Below are 15,514 nucleotides of genomic sequence, written 5' to 3'. Positions count from 1 at the left end.
CCACCCGATGAACGCCAATCTCGCCGCCGTCCTGTACCTCGTCGCAGGCGTCCTGTTCATTCTGTCGCTGCGCGGGCTGTCCAGCCCGGCGTCCTCCCGCCAGGGCAACTTCCTCGGCATGGCCGGCATGGTCATCGCGGTGGTCACCACGCTGGCCGCGCACCCGCCGGCCGACGCGCTCGGCTGGGTTCTCGTCGTCCTCGGCATCGCCATCGGCGGCAGCATCGGCGCGGTGATCGCCCGACGCGTGCCGATGACCTCGATGCCCGAACTGGTCGCCGCCTTCCACTCGCTGGTCGGCATGGCCGCGGTGCTGGTCGCGGCGGGCGCGTTTTATGCCCCGGAAGCGTTTGGCATCCTCGATCCGGTCACCGGCAAGATCGTCGGCGCCAGCCTGATCGAAATGTCGCTCGGCGTCGCCATCGGCGCGCTGACCTTCACCGGTTCGGTGATCGCCTTCGCGAAACTCTCCGGCCGCATGTCGGGCTCGCCGATCATCTTGCCGTTCCGCCACATCATCAACATCGTGCTGGCGATCCTGCTGGTCGTGTTCATCGTCGGCCTGGTCAAGACCAGCAGCGCGCTGGATTTCTGGCTGATCGTGATCATCGCACTCGCACTTGGTGCCTTGCTGATCATCCCGATCGGCGGTGCCGACATGCCGGTCGTGATCTCGATGCTGAACTCTTACTCGGGCTGGGCCGCGGCGGGCATCGGCTTCACGCTCGGCAATTCCGCGCTGATCATCACCGGCGCGCTGGTCGGATCAAGCGGCGCGATCCTGTCCTACATTATGTGTCACGCCATGAACCGCAGCTTCATCTCGGTGATCCTCGGCGGCTTCGGTGGTGAAACCGCTGCGGCCGGCGCGGGTGCCGGTGGCGAAGCGCGCCCGGTCAAGCTCGGCTCGGCGGATGACGCGGCCTTCATCATGAAGAACGCGCAGAAGGTCATCATCGTGCCCGGTTACGGCATGGCGGTGGCGCAGGCGCAGCACGCTTTGCGCGAAATGGCCGACAAGCTGAAGGCCGAAGGCGTCGAGGTGAAGTACGCCATCCATCCGGTCGCCGGCCGCATGCCCGGCCACATGAACGTGCTGCTGGCCGAAGCCAACGTGCCCTATGACGAGGTGTTCGAGCTCGAGGACATCAACTCGGAATTCGCGCAGGCCGACGTCGCCTTCGTGATCGGCGCCAACGACGTGACCAATCCGGCCGCCGAGGACGATAAGACCTCGCCGATCTACGGCATGCCGGTGCTGCAGGTCTGGAAGGCCGGTACCGTGATGTTCATCAAGCGTTCGCTGGCGTCTGGCTATGCCGGCATCGACAACCCGCTGTTCTACCGCGACAACACCATGATGCTGCTCGGCGACGCCAAGAAGATGACGGAGAACATCGTCAAGGCGATGTAGAGCTAGGCTCTTCACAAGCCCAATACGAAACGCCCGGTCGCGAGACCGGGCGTTTTTGTTTGATCCTTATCGCGGATCGAGCGGCGGCACTCGGCACCTCTCCCGGAGGGAGAGGTCGGATCGGGAGCGAAGCGAGCGATCCGGGTGAGGGGTTACGAATCATCGACCCAAACAAGACCCTCACCCGGCTCGCATCTGGCGATGCGAGCCGATCTCTCCCCGCTGGGGAGAGGTGACCTGAGCGTCGATGTGCGCAAGGTGTCGTGGCAGGGGCAGTCGCCTTACGCCGCGGCATCCTTCGGCATGCGGTACAGCGCACAGAGCTTGTTGCCGTCGGGATCGCGCAGGTAAGCGAGGTAGAGCTTCACGCCGCCCATGTCGCGCACACCCGGCGCATCCTCGCAGGTCGTTCCGCCATTGGCGATGCCGGCGGCATGCCAGGCATCGACCTGCGCGGTCGACGCCGCGGCAAATCCGATGGTGCCGCCGTTGGCCGGGGTGGCCGGATTGCCGTCGATCGGCTTCGACACCGAAAAGGTGCCGGTCTTGGTGCGATAAAACACCCTGTGGCGATCGACCGCACCGTTCGGCACGTCCAGCGTGCCAAGCAGTCGGTCATAAAACGACTTTCCGGCTTCGAGATCGTTGGTCCCGATCATAATATGTGAAAACATGGCATTCCCTTCGTTTGTGCAGGCTCACCTTGAGGTGATTGCTTCTTATACGCATGAAGGGCGGCCTGGCGAAGCGCCAGACCGGGCTGAGCAACCGATGGCCCGGTTTCGCGTTGGTGTGCGTCACTCCCTCTCTTGCTTCCCGGATCCTCAACGATGTCGATGAACACGATCCCGCGGTCGTCATGGCTGTTTCCTGCGCTGGCCGCCGTGTTCGTCGCCGTATCGACCGGATTCGGATTGACGTTCACGCCGTCCGTTTCGGGAATGGCGTTCGCCGTGGTGCTGCTGATCATTCTGTTCGGCACGGTGTTTGCGGCGGTCCACCATGCCGAAGTCATTGCGCAGAAGATTGGCGAGCCCTATGGCACGCTGCTGCTCACCTTGTCGGTGATCATCATCGAGGTCGCGGTCATCGCCACGATCATGCTGGGCGACAAGGCCGTGCCCACCCTGGCGCGGGACACGGTGTTTGCCGTCGTCATGATCGTCTGCAACGGCCTGGTGGGTCTTTGCATCCTGGCGGGCGGTCTGCGCTTTCAGGAGCAGATATTCCAGGTCAGCGGCGCCAAGGTCTACTTGATCGTGCTGATCGTGCTCGCCACCATTTCGCTGATCCTGCCGAACTACACGCTGACTACGCCGGGCCCGCTGTACTCCGCCCTGCAGCTTGCCTTCGTCAGCGTCATCACGCTGGTTCTATATGGCCTGTTTCTCTACACGCAGACGATGCTGCACCGGGACTACTTCATTTCCAGCGACGATGATGGCGACGATGAGTCCGTGCCCGCGTCGGGCCGCGTTCTCACGATCAGCGCCATTCTGCTGGTGGTCTCGCTGGTGGCCGTCGTGCTGCTGGCGAAATCGTTCTCGGTGGTGGTGGACGCCGGCGCCGCCGCGATCGGCGCGCCGCCGGCCTTCGCCGGCATCGTCGTCGCGCTGCTGGTGCTGTTGCCGGAGAGCGTCGCGGCGATCTCCGCGGCACGCCACAACCAGCTGCAGAAAAGTATCAACCTGTCGTTGGGCTCCGCACTGGCGACGATCAGTCTGACCGTCCCGGCGGTGGCACTGGTGGCCTGGCTGCTCGATAAGCCGCTGGTGCTCGGTCTCGCCCCGCGCGAGATGGTGCTGCTGGTGATGACATTCGCGATCAGCATGCTGACCTTCGCCACGGGCGTGACGAATATCCTGTTCGGCATGGTGCATCTGCTGGTGTTTGCGGTATTCCTGCTCGTGGTATTTGTGCCGTAACGATCGAAGGAAACGTTGATGCTCGCTGCCCAGTCAGACGTCCAGCAGGACACCGCCGAAGTTCGCGTCACCGAATGGCGCCTCGCGCCGGGGGCCGCGACCGGGCACCACACCCATGGCATGGACTATGTGATCGTTCCGATCACCACGAGCGTGATGACGATCGTGCATCCGGACGGCAGCCGCACGCAGGCGCCGATCACCACGGGAAAATCGTATTTCCGCAAGGCCGGCGTCGAACATGACGTGCTCAATGAGACGGACCATGAAATCGTCTTTCTCGAAGTCGAGGTGAAGAAGGCCTGATTGCAGCCCGCCGCTGCTGTCAGCCAGCTCTGACGCAAATTTGCACGACGGACCGGTAGCTGCCTCCGATCCGTCGTGATTGATCCCTGAATCAGCCTCAAAGTTCCCGCATCAACCGGATGGGGAAGAGGCCATCCAATGATCATGAAGTACATTTCCAAGTTTACGATCGACATTTTGCCGTCGATCATCGCGACCATTGTGGGCGCGTATATTGTCACGCACTACATCAATCCGAAGAACGATGCCGACAAGCCGGCCGCTTCCGTGGCCTCGACGCCGGATGCGGCGATCGACAGCAAGGCCGCCGTCGCCAGCCCGGCCGAGAAGTCCGCCGACATCGTGGGCGCGCCGGCCGTGCCGGCTGGCAAGCCCAGGGTAGAGAAGGCCAGTATCGACAAATCCGAGAAAGACAGCGCCAGTGCGCCAAATCCTGGCCGGCATCAGCCGGTGATCCGGGATAAGCCGGTCGCCAAGGCGACGCCAGCTGTCGTGACGCCGCCGGTGGCCACCGTCAGCATCGCACCGGCTGCCTCCCCGACGCCGGAGGAGCGCCGCGACGCCAATGAGCTGGCGCGCGCCGCGATCGAGCGGTTGCGCACCACCAGGGAGGCCCAACCGGTCGTGCAGGAGGCGGCCAAGCCGACCGAGCCCTCGCATGTGCAGGAAGCCGCGCGCAGCGTGCCGGCGCCGCAGACGCTGCAGCAGCTGCCGCCGCCGATCAACGTCTCAACGCCGCCGATCGAAAGCTACGGCTCCACTCCGTCGCGTCCGCCCTATGCCGCCGATCGGAATGCCGATTCCCGCGGGCCGGTGCCGCCCGGCGATATTCCGTCGCCACCGCCGCTAGATCTGCAGGCCGATTCGGCCAGGTCGAACCGCGGCGAACGCACCAATGTCGCCGAAGACGTGCTGTCCGCCGCGAAGTCGGTGTTTCACTCGGTGATTCCCAAGCAGTTCGACCGGTAACGCGAAGAGAACTCAGCCCGCGCGGCCCCCGGTGCGCGCGAGGCCGCTCCTTGCGGCTTCGTCCTTCGGGCGCAGCAGCAGCGCCCGGCTGTAGGAATCCGCGGCCTTGTCTTTGTCGCCAAGTTTCTCATAGGCGGCGCCCCGGATGACCCACAGCTGGCCGTTCTGCGGCCAGGCCTGCACGGCCTCGTCGAGATCCACCGTGGCTTCCTTGGCCTTACCAAGCGCCAGGTAGCTGGTCGCACGGCCTAGCAAGGGATCGGCCTGCTGCGGCGTCAGGCCGTTGGCGGAGGTGAAATCGGCGACCGCCAGTTCATGCTGCTTTTCGGCCTGGTAGAGCAGGCCGCGCTGGTAGAACGTTTTAGCATTGTGCGGATCGAGATCCAGCGCCTCGTTGAATTCGGCGAGGGCTTCCGCCGTCTTGCCGGCCTGCGCCAGCGTCTGGGCGCGCGCGGCGTGGATCTGGGATTCGCGGGGATTGGTGCCCGCGGCGGCCGTCTCTGTTGCGACCGGCTGCGTGGTCTGCGGAGTTGCGTCCTTGCCGGAGCCCGGCGTCAGCGATCCGATATCGAACGAACAGGCAGCGCAGCAGAAGCCCGTCGCAAGCACGGCGGCCAGCGTCAGAGAACGGCGCAGGATCGGTTCGCCAACCAATAATGCCATGGATGCCAAATCTCGCGTGGCGATCTGCCCGTATTGGTAGCCCGGCAAGCGAACAATTGCACCCGGTCAAAAAAACGCGGGCCCGAGGACCCGCGTTATTCAATTCAGAACCTGCGCGATAGTTCAGCGCGGCGTGCGCGGGGCACCAGCACCGGCACCAGCGGCGCCCGGGCGCCCACCACGGTCGCCACCGGGACCAGCACCGAATACCGGCTTCGGCTTCATCGGCAGCAGGCCTTCGCGCTGCAGCTTCTTGCGGGCCAGCTTGCGCGCACGGCGCACGGCTTCGGCCTTCTCGCGGGCCTTCTTCTCAGACGGCTTCTCGTAATGACCGCGGAGCTTCATCTCGCGGAAAATACCCTCACGCTGCATCTTCTTCTTGAGCGCCTTGAGAGCCTGATCGACATTATTATCGCGAACGAGAACCTGCACGCGGCATCCTCTTCAATTGATCGGATTGGAATTCGGGTAAAGCAAAGGACCGACGAGGGCCATGTCCTCAACTTCAAGGCGCCGGATGTACCAGATGGAATCCGGAATGTCCACCTTGCCAACGCTCAGTTTTCCCGCCTGACGCACGAAAAATCGCAGATTTGCTGGGCTTTTCCAGCAAAGCCCCGCTATTTGCCGCCCGGTCGGGTCACTTCGGTGACGTGGCCCATCTTGCGGCCCGGTTTCGGCGCGCCCTTGCCGTACAGATGCACCGTGGCGCCGGGGACCGTCATCCAGTTCTCGTAGGTCAGGATGTCGTCGCCGATCAAATTGGTCATGGTGACCTGGCCGTGGCGCACCGGCTTGGCCAGCGGCCAGCCGGCGATGGCGCGGATGTGTTGCTCGAACTGCGATACCGAGGCGCCGTCCAGCGTCCAGTGCCCGGAATTGTGAACGCGCGGCGCGATCTCGTTGACCAGCAGGATGGTGCCCTCGGGGCTCGCCACCACGAACAGTTCGACGGCGAGCACGCCGACATAATCGAGCGCGCCGGCGATCTTCTCGGCGATGCCGCGCGCCGTGGCGGCGAGTTCGTCCGAGACGTCGGCGGGGGCGTAGGAGAATTTCAGGATATGGTCGCGGTGCTCGTTCTGGGTGACGTCGAAACATTCGACCTGGCCATCGACGCCGCGCGCGGCGATCACCGAAATCTCGCGCTCGAACGGTACGAACGCCTCGAGGATCGCCGATTTGGTGGCGAGGGCTTCCCAGACCTGGTCGAGGTCGTCGCCGGCCCGGATCATCGTCTGGCCCTTGCCGTCATAGCCGAAGCGGCGGGTCTTGATCACCGCGGGCAGGCCGATGGTTTCGACCGCGGCGCGCAGGGTTTCGGCCGACGACACGTCGGCATAGGCCGCGGTCCCGATGCCCAGCCCCGTGATGAAATCCTTTTCGATCAGCCGGTCCTGCGTCGTGCTCAGGATCGCCTGTGCCGGCTGCACCGGGCGGCGTGCGGCAAGAATCATCGCGGTGGCTGTGGGCACGTTCTCGAATTCATAGGTGATGACGTCGCAATCATTGGCGAACAGTTCGAGCGCCTCGACGTCGGCATATTCGGCACAAGTCGCGTGCTGCACCACGTCGAAGGCCGGCGAATCCGGATCCGGCGAGAATACCTCGCAGCGCAGGCCGAGCCGGCTGGCGGCCAACGCGAGCATGCGGCCGAGCTGGCCGCCGCCGAGGATGCCGATGGTGTCGCCGGGCTTCAGCTTCTTGAAGGGGGGAGTGGTCACGCTTTTTCCTCTGGGCGAAGGGCGACCGCATCGGTCTGTGCCTGACGCCAGGCCTTGAGTCGGCCGGCGAGTGCGTCGTCATGCAGCGCCAGCACGGCAGCGGCGAGCAAGGCTGCATTGATGGCGCCGGCCTTGCCGATCGCCAGCGTGCCGACCGGGATGCCGGCCGGCATCTGCACGATCGAATACAGCGAATCGACGCCGGACAGCGCCTTGGACTGGATCGGCACGCCGAACACCGGCAGCTCGGTCAGCGCCGCGGCCATGCCGGGCAGGTGCGCTGCACCGCCGGCACCCGCGATGATGATCTGCACGCCGGCGGCCTTGGCGCCTTTGGCAAAGCTGTACAGCCGCTCGGGGGTGCGGTGTGCGGAGACGATCTGCTTGTCGCACGCGATGCCGAGCGTTTCGAGCGTCTCGGCCGCGTGGCGCATGGTGTCCCAGTCGGACTGGCTTCCCATGATGATGGTGACGGCGGGCATTCCGTGATTTCTTTCGCGAATCCAGAAAGATAGGCTGGAAATACAGGTGTCGCCCCTTGCCAGGCAAGGTGCGTCGTCAAGATGATGCAGTCTTGGTGAAGACGCCCAAGTCTTGTAGCAAACCCCATGAAAAAGAAACCCCCACCCGCGCGGAAGCGGGCTATTCGCCCGGTCCGGGTCGGTAAAACGCCGCGATCCCCGGCCAAATCGGCGGTTCCCGTGACCGCGCTGGTGCTGCACCGGCTCCGGGCGGAACTGGCAAAGGCGCAGGCCAGGATCGCCGAGCTGCAGGCCTCGGCCGAAACGGACTTCCTGCTCGATATCCTCAACCGCCGCGGCTTCGCCCGCGAACTGACCCGCGCGATGGCCTACATCGCGCGCTACCGGGCCAACGGCGCGCTGGTCGTGCTCGACGTCGACCGGCTGAAGCCGATCAACGACGCCTTTGGCCACGCCGCCGGCGACGAAGTCCTGAAGGCGGTGGTAGGCCAGCTGCGCCGCCATGTCCGGGCCTCTGACGTGATCGCCCGGCTGGGCGGCGACGAGTTCGTGTTGCTGCTGTGGAACCTCAGCGAAGCCGACGCGCTCGCCAAGGCGCTGCAACTCGAAGCCGCGATCGACGCGCTCAGCTTTTCGTTCGGCGGCAGCCACGTCTCGGCCGGCGCTTCGGCCGGCATAGCCGTGCTCGGTCCGGACGTGCCAGGCATCGAGGCTTTGGCGCTCGCGGATAGCGCGATGTATGCGCGGAAGAATGAACGTCGCGCGAGCCTGGCGGCAGGATGACGTGGCGCGCTGCATTTGTTATCGCGAAGCCATCGTCGCGGCGGGTTGGTCGGATTGAAACCGGATCAGGCGTCCGGCGTATCGGCGACTGCGAAGTGTAGTTGGCTACGCCATCATCTGGGCGTTCGACTGCGCCCTCATGACGCACGTTATCCCGGCACCTCATGGACCAGCCCGCAGGTCCGTATTGGAAAACCAAGCGACGCCAACGAACGATCTGGCTCACAAATCCTGATCAAAGTCCGCTGAAGTCGTCGGGAACGTCGCCAAATTTGCGGATTACCTGGGCATCGCTGAACTCGCCCACCATCGGATCGCCCGTGCGGCTGAAGGCAACCGCGCCGATGCTGCCCGGCGCACGCGAAAGCACTTCGGCGCGGCGAATCGCACCGGAGGCGCTCTGGCATTCTTCCGCAGCGCCCGCGGCGGGAGTGCCGGAATCGTCCTGCAAGAACGGCAGCGCGACATAATAGGTAACATCAGGCATCGGCGGGCTCCCTGCAGCAGGCGACGCCGAGGTTTGTTCCCAATTTGTTCCGAAGTCAATCAGGTTGCCGCGATGGCCGATGGTCGAATTCGTGCGTGCCGGCCTGCACAGACGTTGCGGACTTCGCCTTGCGAATTCTATCGCTAGATGTTCAGGCGCAAGACATGCACGCCGCGGTCTCTCCGCTTCACGCGGGTTCCGGTATCCCGACGCCTGGTCAGGCGATGATGTCCGGCGTGATCTGGTCTTCGATGAACGAGATGCGATCGCGCAATTGCAGCTTGCGCTTTTTTAACCGCTGCAGCCGCAGCAGGTCCGGTGCAGGTGAGTGATGCAGGGCATCGATGGCCGCGTCGAGATCGCGGTGTTCCTGTTGCAGTCTGGACAGTTCGGCGGGGAGGGCGCGATCTTCGTCGTCGTTCATGGGGGCGGCTGACTGGCTTGGTGAGCAGGATCGTGCAAATCGATCTGCGGACTATCGCCGGTGCACGCGCACCGCGCAAGCGTCAGGTTCCTCGATCATCCGAGGTAATCCGGTCACGATTCGTTTCATATGGATCGATAATCTGAAAATGCAATTTTCAAGACCCATCGACAGATGTCCACTGTCATGTAGACTTCATCGTCCACCGAATCCGAGGTTCAACCTTACCCAGGAGATTTCGAATGGCACTTCAGGCGCATCTCGTCGAACTCGAACGCAAACACAAGGTACTGGAATCCGAACTGCACGAAGCCCTCGTGCATCTATCGACGGACGATCTGCGGATCGTCGAACTCAAGCGCCGCAAGTTGATCCTTCGCGACCAGATCGCGCGTCTCAAGAGCGAGACCGACACGCTGCATTAGCGCACTCCCCCGACTGACTCTTCACCACGTTTAATCACTGAGCTCCCGTTCGTTCGGCGTGCGCGCCGGGTGAACGGGCTGCAACGATGATGCACCAGCGCGGGTATCGATCATCGACTGTTCGGTACCACGCTCGGCGCGACTAGGCCGCGTCCGCCTTTACGATCTCTTCGACATGGTTTGCAATCGCCAGCGATGACGTCAGACCCGGCGATTCGATACCGAACAGGTTGACCAGGCCGCGTACGCCATGCGCCGACGGCCCCTGGATCATGAAGTCCTGCACGGCGACCGCCGGCGGCACGATCTTCGGGCGCATGCCGGAATAGCTTGGAAGCAGCGCGCCGTCGGGCAGTGCTGGCCAATAGCGCCGGATTGCGGGATAGAATTTGTCGCCGCGCGCGGGATCCACCGTGTAGTCGATCCGGTCGACCCATTCCACATCGGGGCCGAACCGCGCCTGGCCGGCAAGATCGAGCGTCAGATGCACACCGAGGCCACCGGGTTCCGGGACCGGATAGATCAGATGCGAGAATGGCGCGCGGGTGCTGCAACTGAAATAGCAGCCCTTCGCGAGATAGGCCGGCGGAATGAGGTCGAGCGGCATGCCTTCAAGGCTGCGCGCGATCGTGGTTGCCGACAGGCCCGCTGCATTGATCAGCGTCGCGCAGGCCAGTCGCATCGGCGCTTCACCGCCGACATCGAGTTCGAAACCATCCGCCGTGACCCGGCCGTGGCGCAGTGGCGCCAGCAGCGCAAACGCCGCCCCGGCCGCCTCCGCCTCGCCGCGCAGCGACAGCATGTAGCCGTGGCTGTCGATGATTCCCGTCGAGGGCGATAGCAGCGCGGCTTCGCACGCCAGTTCGGCCTCCAGTGCGTTGGCCTCTGCGCGCGATAATATTTCGAGGTCATCGACGCCATTGGCTTCGGCATGCGCCTTGATCGACTGCAGCCGGGCGATCTCTTCGGGGCGGGTGGCGACAATGAGCTTGCCGGAATTGCGGTGCGCGATGCCGCGTTCGCGGCAATAGGCATACATCGCCTGCCTGCCCTGCACGCAGAGCCGCGCCATCAGGCTGCCGGCGGGGTAATAGATACCCGCATGGATCACCTCGCTGTTGCGCGATGACGTCACGGTGCCGATCGCATCCAGCGCCTCCAGCACGATCACTTCGCGGCCAGCCTGCGCCAGTTGCCGGGCAATGGCGAGCCCGACCACGCCGGCGCCGATCACGACGCATTCAACTCTGTCCATGTACCATCCGGTCATTCATCGCAGAAATCGCCAGGGTGCGGCGGGCCAATTCAAGCGGAACTTAGCAATGAATTAAGCATCGCATTGGATTGCAGTTCGATCTTGCACCATCTCGTGTTGTAGCCGAGGCTCGTTTACCTGATCCAAATACCTTCCATTAAACACTAATCTTCCGAATACGCGGGTGCGGAATGGCTGGCAAGATGGAATGGACGGGCGGCAAGGCGTTGTTTTTCGCCCTCGCACCGGCGTGTCTGCTCGCAGCCGCTGCCGGCGGAACCGCCCGCGCGCAGTTGGCCGCGGTGCCGGCAGCGAACGCCGGAGGGGGCGAACCGCAGATGGTCTGGGAAGTCCTCATCGGCGGCATTGTGACGCTGGCTTTCATGGCCGCGCTGGTGCTGTGGGGCATCGCGGCGCTGCGTGATGTCCGGAGCCAGGAGCGGCGGCGCAATGCCTTCATCGGCTCGGCCCTCAACCATCTGGGCCAGGGCATCGTGATGGTGGACGCGCAGAAGCGCGTGGTGTTCTGCAACGATCGCTACCTCGAAATTTACGGACTGGATCGCTCCGACCTGACCCGGGATATCACCGCCGACGGGCTGCGGCACTTGCGGCGCGCGCGTGGCCAGCTCGATGCGAATTCCGAGAAGTTCTACGAGACATCTCCGGTGCAAGGCAGCTACGTCGCAGAGCTTCCCGGCGGGCGCTACGTCCGGGTCAGGCTGAATCCGTTGCCGAATGGCGGCGTGATCGGAATTCACGAGGATTGCACCGAGCAGCACCAACTTGCAGACGAACTGGAGAGCACCCGGACATTCCTTGAAACCGTGGTCGACAACATCCCGGTGTCGCTGATGGTGCAGCGCGCCAGCGACGGCCGCTATCTGTTCGCCAATCGCAACTCCGAGATCATTCTGAACCGCCGCCGCGAAGATGCCATCGGACTGACGGTCGCCGACATGCTGCGGCCGGAGGAGGCGAAGCTGATCGTCAGCCGCGATGAAGCGGCGATGAAGAGCGGCAACATCATGGCGGAGGAACACCCGATCAGCACCCGCGACGGGTTGCGGCTGTTCCTGACGCGGCGGGTGACGGTGCGCGACGAGGCCGGCGAGCCGCAATATCTCATCAAGACCTATGAGGACGTCACCGACCGCCGCCAGACCGAGGCGCGGATGGCGCATATGGCCTATCATGACGGCCTTACCGATTTGCCGAACCGCGCCGCCTTCCTGCAAGGGCTGGCGCAGATGATCGACGCCTGCGGCGAGGAAGAAGAAGAGTTCGCGGTGCTATCGATCGACCTCGACGGCTTGAAGGAAATCAACGACGTCTTCGGCTACGCGATGGGCGACCGGCTGCTGGTCGAGGTATCTCGCCGGATCGAAGTCGCCGCCGGCGGCGGCATGGTGGCGCGCCTGGGCGGCGACGAATTCGGCGTGATCATCGACGGCAAGCAGCCGCAGGTCGGGCAGGCGATTGCCGAGCGGATTTCCGAGGCGCTGGCGCAGGGTATTCCGATCGACGGCAAGTCGGTGCGCACCGGCGTCACCACCGGCATCGCCCTGTTTCCGCGCGACGGCGCCGATGCCGCAGCATTGCTGGCCAATTCCGGCGCGGCCTTGTTCCGCGCCAAGGCGCATTCGCGCGGTTCGATCAGCGTGTTCGAACCGCAGATGGACAAGCTGCTGCGCGATCGCCGCGTGCTGCATCAGGATCTTTCGGTGGCGATCCGCAACGGCGAATTGTCGCTGCACTACCAGCCGCAAGCCCGCGCCGGGCAATCGATCGTCGATGCCGACATCACCGGATTCGAGGCGCTGGCGCGCTGGATCCACCCGACCCGCGGTTTCGTGCCGCCCGGCGACTTCATTCCGCTCGCCGAGGAAAGCGGGCTGATCGTCGAAATGGGCGAATGGATCCTGCGGCAAGCCTGTCTGGAGGCGGCATCATGGCCGGTGCCGCTGCGCATTGCCGTCAACCTGTCGCCCGCACAGTTCATGCACGGCGATCTCGTCGGTCTGGTCGATTCGATCCTGCTGGAAACCGGCCTGGAGCCCGGCCGGCTCGAACTGGAAATCACCGAGGGCGTGCTGATCGAGGATTTCGAGCGCGGCGTCGCGCTGCTGACGCGGCTGAAGGCGCTCGGCGTCCGGATTTCGATGGACGATTTCGGTTCCGGCTACTCATCGCTGACCTATCTGCAGGCCTTCCCCTTCGACAAGCTCAAGATCGACCGCGCCTTCGTCATCAACCTCGGCAGCAACCCGCAATCCGCCGCCATCGTCCGTGCCGTGATCGGGCTCGGCCATGGCCTCGACGTGTCGATCGTTGCCGAAGGCGTCGAGACCCATGAGCAGCTCTGCTTCCTGGCCAATGAAGGCTGCGACGGCGTGCAGGGCTATTTCATCGGCCGTCCGGCTCCGATCGCGCAGTATGCGGGATTGGTAGGACGCACCGCGACGGCGTTGAGGACGGGGTAATGTTCAGAGCCAACGGTTGAGCCCGCGGCGATCCGCCGCTAGCTTGCGGCGATGACGACATCTGACATCACCTTTGACGAAACGGCCGCCGCCCCGGCGCCGGTCGTCGCCTATCCCACGCCGTTGCTGCGGATCGAGGCCGTGCGAAAGACCTTCGGTCGCTCGACCGCGGTGGATGGCCTCTCGCTCGATATTCATGCCGGGGAATTCTTTGCGCTGCTGGGTCCTTCGGGATGCGGCAAGACCACGCTGTTGCGGATGCTGGCGGGGTTCGAGACGCCGGATGCCGGCCGCATCCTGCTGGACGGCGCAGACATTGCCGCCGTGCTGCCGCACCAGCGGCCTGTCAACATGATGTTTCAGAGCTATGCGCTGTTTCCGCATCTCAACGTGCGCGACAATATCAGCTTCGGCCTCAAGAACGCCGGTCTGACGCGAGCGGGCATCGATGGCCGCGTCGGCGAGATGCTCGATCTGGTAAAGCTGAAAGGGCTGGAATCGCGAAAGCCGCATCAATTGTCGGGCGGGCAGAAGCAGCGCGTGGCATTGGCGCGCGCGCTGGCGCGGCGACCGCAGCTCCTGCTGCTCGACGAGCCACTCGCCGCGCTCGATAAGAAGCTGCGCGAGGAAACCCAGTCCGAACTGATCGCGCTGCAGCGCAGGCTCGGCACCACCTTCGTCATCGTCACCCACGACCAGAACGAGGCGATGACGATGGCCGACCGGATCGGCGTGATGAACGACGGCCGGCTCGAGCAGGTGGCCACGCCGCGGCAGCTCTACGAGGCGCCGGAATCGCGCTGGGTCGCGGGCTTCGTCGGCGATATCAACTTGATCGAGGGCGATGTGACGCTGCACGACGGCCATCGCCTGACGGTGGCCACGGCGCAGGCCGGGACGCTGCTCGCCACCGAGCCGCGACAGAAGCTGGACGGCCCGTCCGTCTGCCTCGCGATCCGGCCGGAAAAAATCCGGCTGTCGCGCAAGGGCCCGGCCGGCGAACGCGGCATGTCCGGCGCCATGAACAGTGTCGAAGGCGTGGTCAGCGAGGTCGGCTATCTCGGCGGCCTCTCTGTTTACAAACTCAGGCTCGACCATGGCGCGACATTGCGCGCGGCGCTGGCCAACACCGCGCGGCTCGATGTCGATGCCTACAGCATCGGCCAGCGCGTCGTGGCGTGGTTCGCGCCGGACGATTGCGTGGTCCTGCAACGATGAACGCGCGCCGCATCTTCACCGCGCCCGCGCGCCGCGCGGCGATCGCGCCCTATCTCTGGATGGTGCTGTTGTTCCTCGTGCCGTTCGGCTTCGTGCTCAAGATCAGCCTGTCGCAGACGGCGATCGCACAGCCGCCCTATCTGCCGGTGTTCGGTGTGATCGACGGCATCAAAGGGTGGAGGGCGTCATTTGCCGCGCTGTCGCTGGATAATTTCCGGCTGTTGCTCTCCGACACGCTCTATATCAATTCTTACCTGCGCAGCCTCGGCGTGGCGCTGTGCGCAACGACGTTGCTGCTGCTGATCGGCTATCCCATGGCCTATGCGATGGCGCGGCTGCCGTCGCGCTGGCAGGGCGTCGCGATGATGCTGGTGATCGTGCCGTTCTGGACCTCGTTCCTGATCCGCATCTATGCCTGGATCAATATCCTGCAGCACGACGGCCTGCTCAACCAGGCCCTGCTGGCGCTGCACATCGTCTCCGCGCCGGTGGTCTGGCTGTCGACCGACAGCGCGATGATGCTCGGCATCGTCTATTCCTATCTGCCGTTCATGATCCTGCCGCTGTATGCCACCTTGGCCAAACAGGACGGCGCGTTGCTGGAAGCCGCCGCCGACCTCGGCGCGTCGCGCATCGACGCCTTCTGGCGCGTGACGTTTCCGCTGTCGATGCCCGGCATCGGCGCCGGCGTGCTGCTGTGTTTCATCCCGATTACAGGCGAGTTCGTGATCCCGGATCTGCTGGCCGGCTCGGATTCGCTGATGATCGGGCAGACGCTGTGGCTGGAGTTCTTCACCAACAAGGACTGGCCGGCGGCCTCGGCGATTGCCATCGTGCTGCTGGCGCTGCTGCTGGTTCCGCTTGGAATTTACGATCAGCTGCAGCGCCGGCAGTTGGGGGCGAAATGATGTTGCCAGTGGTGATGTTTGAGTTTGCCACGAGCGCTGGAGGCTCCC

At 64.3% G+C, this 15,514-nt stretch carries 17 protein-coding genes; 9 read left to right on the top strand and 8 right to left on the bottom strand.

All coding sequences use genetic code 11. From position 1 onward, the window contains the following. Positions 1 to 7: 7 nt before the first annotated feature. Entirely contained in the window at positions 8 to 1,414 is a 1,407-nt protein-coding gene (locus FIU28_RS22525; RefSeq protein ID WP_143575334.1) for an NAD(P)(+) transhydrogenase (Re/Si-specific) subunit beta, read from the top strand. A gap of 281 nt (positions 1,415 to 1,695) precedes the next feature. Here FIU28_RS22525 and FIU28_RS22520 read toward each other — a convergent pair whose 3' ends face one another. Beyond that, complete coding sequence (locus tag FIU28_RS22520; protein ID WP_143575333.1) at positions 1,696 to 2,088, bottom strand: VOC family protein; 393 nt, start codon at positions 2,086 to 2,088, stop codon at positions 1,696 to 1,698. A 156-nt stretch (positions 2,089 to 2,244) separates the two neighbouring features. Between FIU28_RS22520 and FIU28_RS22515 the strand changes: the two genes are divergently transcribed. The 3 genes from FIU28_RS22515 (at position 2,245) to FIU28_RS22505 (ending at position 4,614) form a co-directional block, all read left to right on the top strand. Then, positions 2,245 to 3,339, top strand: coding sequence for a calcium:proton antiporter (locus FIU28_RS22515; RefSeq protein WP_143575332.1), 1,095 nt, complete (start codon positions 2,245 to 2,247; stop codon positions 3,337 to 3,339). An 18-nt stretch (positions 3,340 to 3,357) separates the two neighbouring features. Next, entirely contained in the window at positions 3,358 to 3,645 is a 288-nt protein-coding gene (locus FIU28_RS22510) for a cupin domain-containing protein (RefSeq protein WP_143575331.1), read from the top strand. Positions 3,646 to 3,783: 138 nt separating this feature from the next. Then, positions 3,784 to 4,614 (top strand): hypothetical protein, encoded by an 831-nt coding sequence (locus tag FIU28_RS22505; RefSeq protein WP_246660774.1) that lies wholly within the window; start codon positions 3,784 to 3,786, stop codon positions 4,612 to 4,614. 12 nt (positions 4,615 to 4,626) lie between these two features. Here the strand turns inward: FIU28_RS22505 and FIU28_RS22500 are convergent, their stop codons facing one another. The 4 genes from FIU28_RS22500 to purE form a co-directional block, all read right to left on the bottom strand. After that, positions 4,627 to 5,277, bottom strand: coding sequence for a tetratricopeptide repeat protein (locus FIU28_RS22500; RefSeq protein ID WP_143575330.1), 651 nt, complete (start codon positions 5,275 to 5,277; stop codon positions 4,627 to 4,629). 123 nt (positions 5,278 to 5,400) lie between these two features. Continuing rightward, a complete protein-coding gene (gene rpsU / locus FIU28_RS22495; RefSeq protein ID WP_143575329.1) occupies positions 5,401 to 5,709 on the bottom strand; it encodes a 30S ribosomal protein S21 in 309 nt (102 codons plus the stop codon). 188 nt (positions 5,710 to 5,897) lie between these two features. Then, a complete protein-coding gene (locus tag FIU28_RS22490; RefSeq protein ID WP_143575328.1) occupies positions 5,898 to 7,001 on the bottom strand; it encodes a 5-(carboxyamino)imidazole ribonucleotide synthase in 1,104 nt (367 codons plus the stop codon). Then, positions 6,998 to 7,483, bottom strand: coding sequence for a 5-(carboxyamino)imidazole ribonucleotide mutase (gene purE / locus FIU28_RS22485; RefSeq protein ID WP_143575327.1), 486 nt, complete (start codon positions 7,481 to 7,483; stop codon positions 6,998 to 7,000). Before purE ends, FIU28_RS22490 begins: the two co-directional genes overlap by 4 nt. 219 nt (positions 7,484 to 7,702) lie before the next feature. Between purE and FIU28_RS22480 the strand changes: the two genes are divergently transcribed. Next, complete coding sequence (locus tag FIU28_RS22480; protein WP_441351251.1) at positions 7,703 to 8,266, top strand: GGDEF domain-containing protein; 564 nt, start codon at positions 7,703 to 7,705, stop codon at positions 8,264 to 8,266. A gap of 235 nt (positions 8,267 to 8,501) precedes the next feature. On the opposite strand, the gene FIU28_RS22475 is transcribed toward FIU28_RS22480, so the two are convergent. Beyond that, the gene (locus tag FIU28_RS22475; RefSeq protein ID WP_143575325.1) at positions 8,502 to 8,753 is read right to left on the bottom strand and encodes a hypothetical protein; all 252 of its coding nucleotides are present in this window, start codon (positions 8,751 to 8,753) and stop codon (positions 8,502 to 8,504) included. A 217-nt stretch (positions 8,754 to 8,970) separates the two neighbouring features. Beyond that, entirely contained in the window at positions 8,971 to 9,177 is a 207-nt protein-coding gene (locus FIU28_RS22470; protein ID WP_143575324.1) for a YdcH family protein, read from the bottom strand. Between the two features lie 242 nt (positions 9,178 to 9,419). Here FIU28_RS22470 and FIU28_RS22465 point away from each other — a divergent pair, with 242 nt between their 5' ends. Then, complete coding sequence (locus FIU28_RS22465) at positions 9,420 to 9,602, top strand: YdcH family protein (RefSeq protein ID WP_143575323.1); 183 nt, start codon at positions 9,420 to 9,422, stop codon at positions 9,600 to 9,602. 142 nt (positions 9,603 to 9,744) lie between these two features. Here the strand turns inward: FIU28_RS22465 and FIU28_RS22460 are convergent, their stop codons facing one another. Then, on the bottom strand, positions 9,745 to 10,857 hold the full coding sequence (locus FIU28_RS22460; RefSeq protein ID WP_143575322.1) for an NAD(P)/FAD-dependent oxidoreductase: 1,113 nt from the start codon (positions 10,855 to 10,857) through the stop codon (positions 9,745 to 9,747). A gap of 191 nt (positions 10,858 to 11,048) precedes the next feature. On the opposite strand from FIU28_RS22460, the gene FIU28_RS22455 reads away from it, so the two are divergent. The 3 genes from FIU28_RS22455 to FIU28_RS22445 are packed head-to-tail and all read left to right on the top strand — an operon-like array spanning position 11,049 to position 15,466. After that, positions 11,049 to 13,340: a sensor domain-containing protein gene (locus FIU28_RS22455; RefSeq protein ID WP_143575321.1), complete on the top strand. Its 2,292-nt coding sequence runs from the start codon at positions 11,049 to 11,051 to the stop codon at positions 13,338 to 13,340. A 51-nt stretch (positions 13,341 to 13,391) separates the two neighbouring features. Then, on the top strand, positions 13,392 to 14,558 hold the full coding sequence (locus FIU28_RS22450) for an ABC transporter ATP-binding protein (RefSeq protein WP_143575320.1): 1,167 nt from the start codon (positions 13,392 to 13,394) through the stop codon (positions 14,556 to 14,558). Next, positions 14,555 to 15,466: an ABC transporter permease gene (locus FIU28_RS22445; protein ID WP_143575319.1), complete on the top strand. Its 912-nt coding sequence runs from the start codon at positions 14,555 to 14,557 to the stop codon at positions 15,464 to 15,466. The genes FIU28_RS22450 and FIU28_RS22445 overlap by 4 nt, the downstream gene beginning before the upstream one ends. Positions 15,467 to 15,514 lie beyond the last annotated feature (48 nt).

The sequence above is a fragment of the Tardiphaga sp. vice154 genome (assembly GCF_007018645.1).
GTDB lineage: Bacteria > Pseudomonadota > Alphaproteobacteria > Rhizobiales > Xanthobacteraceae > Tardiphaga.
This window is presented reverse-complemented; position numbering and strand designations above follow the sequence as displayed.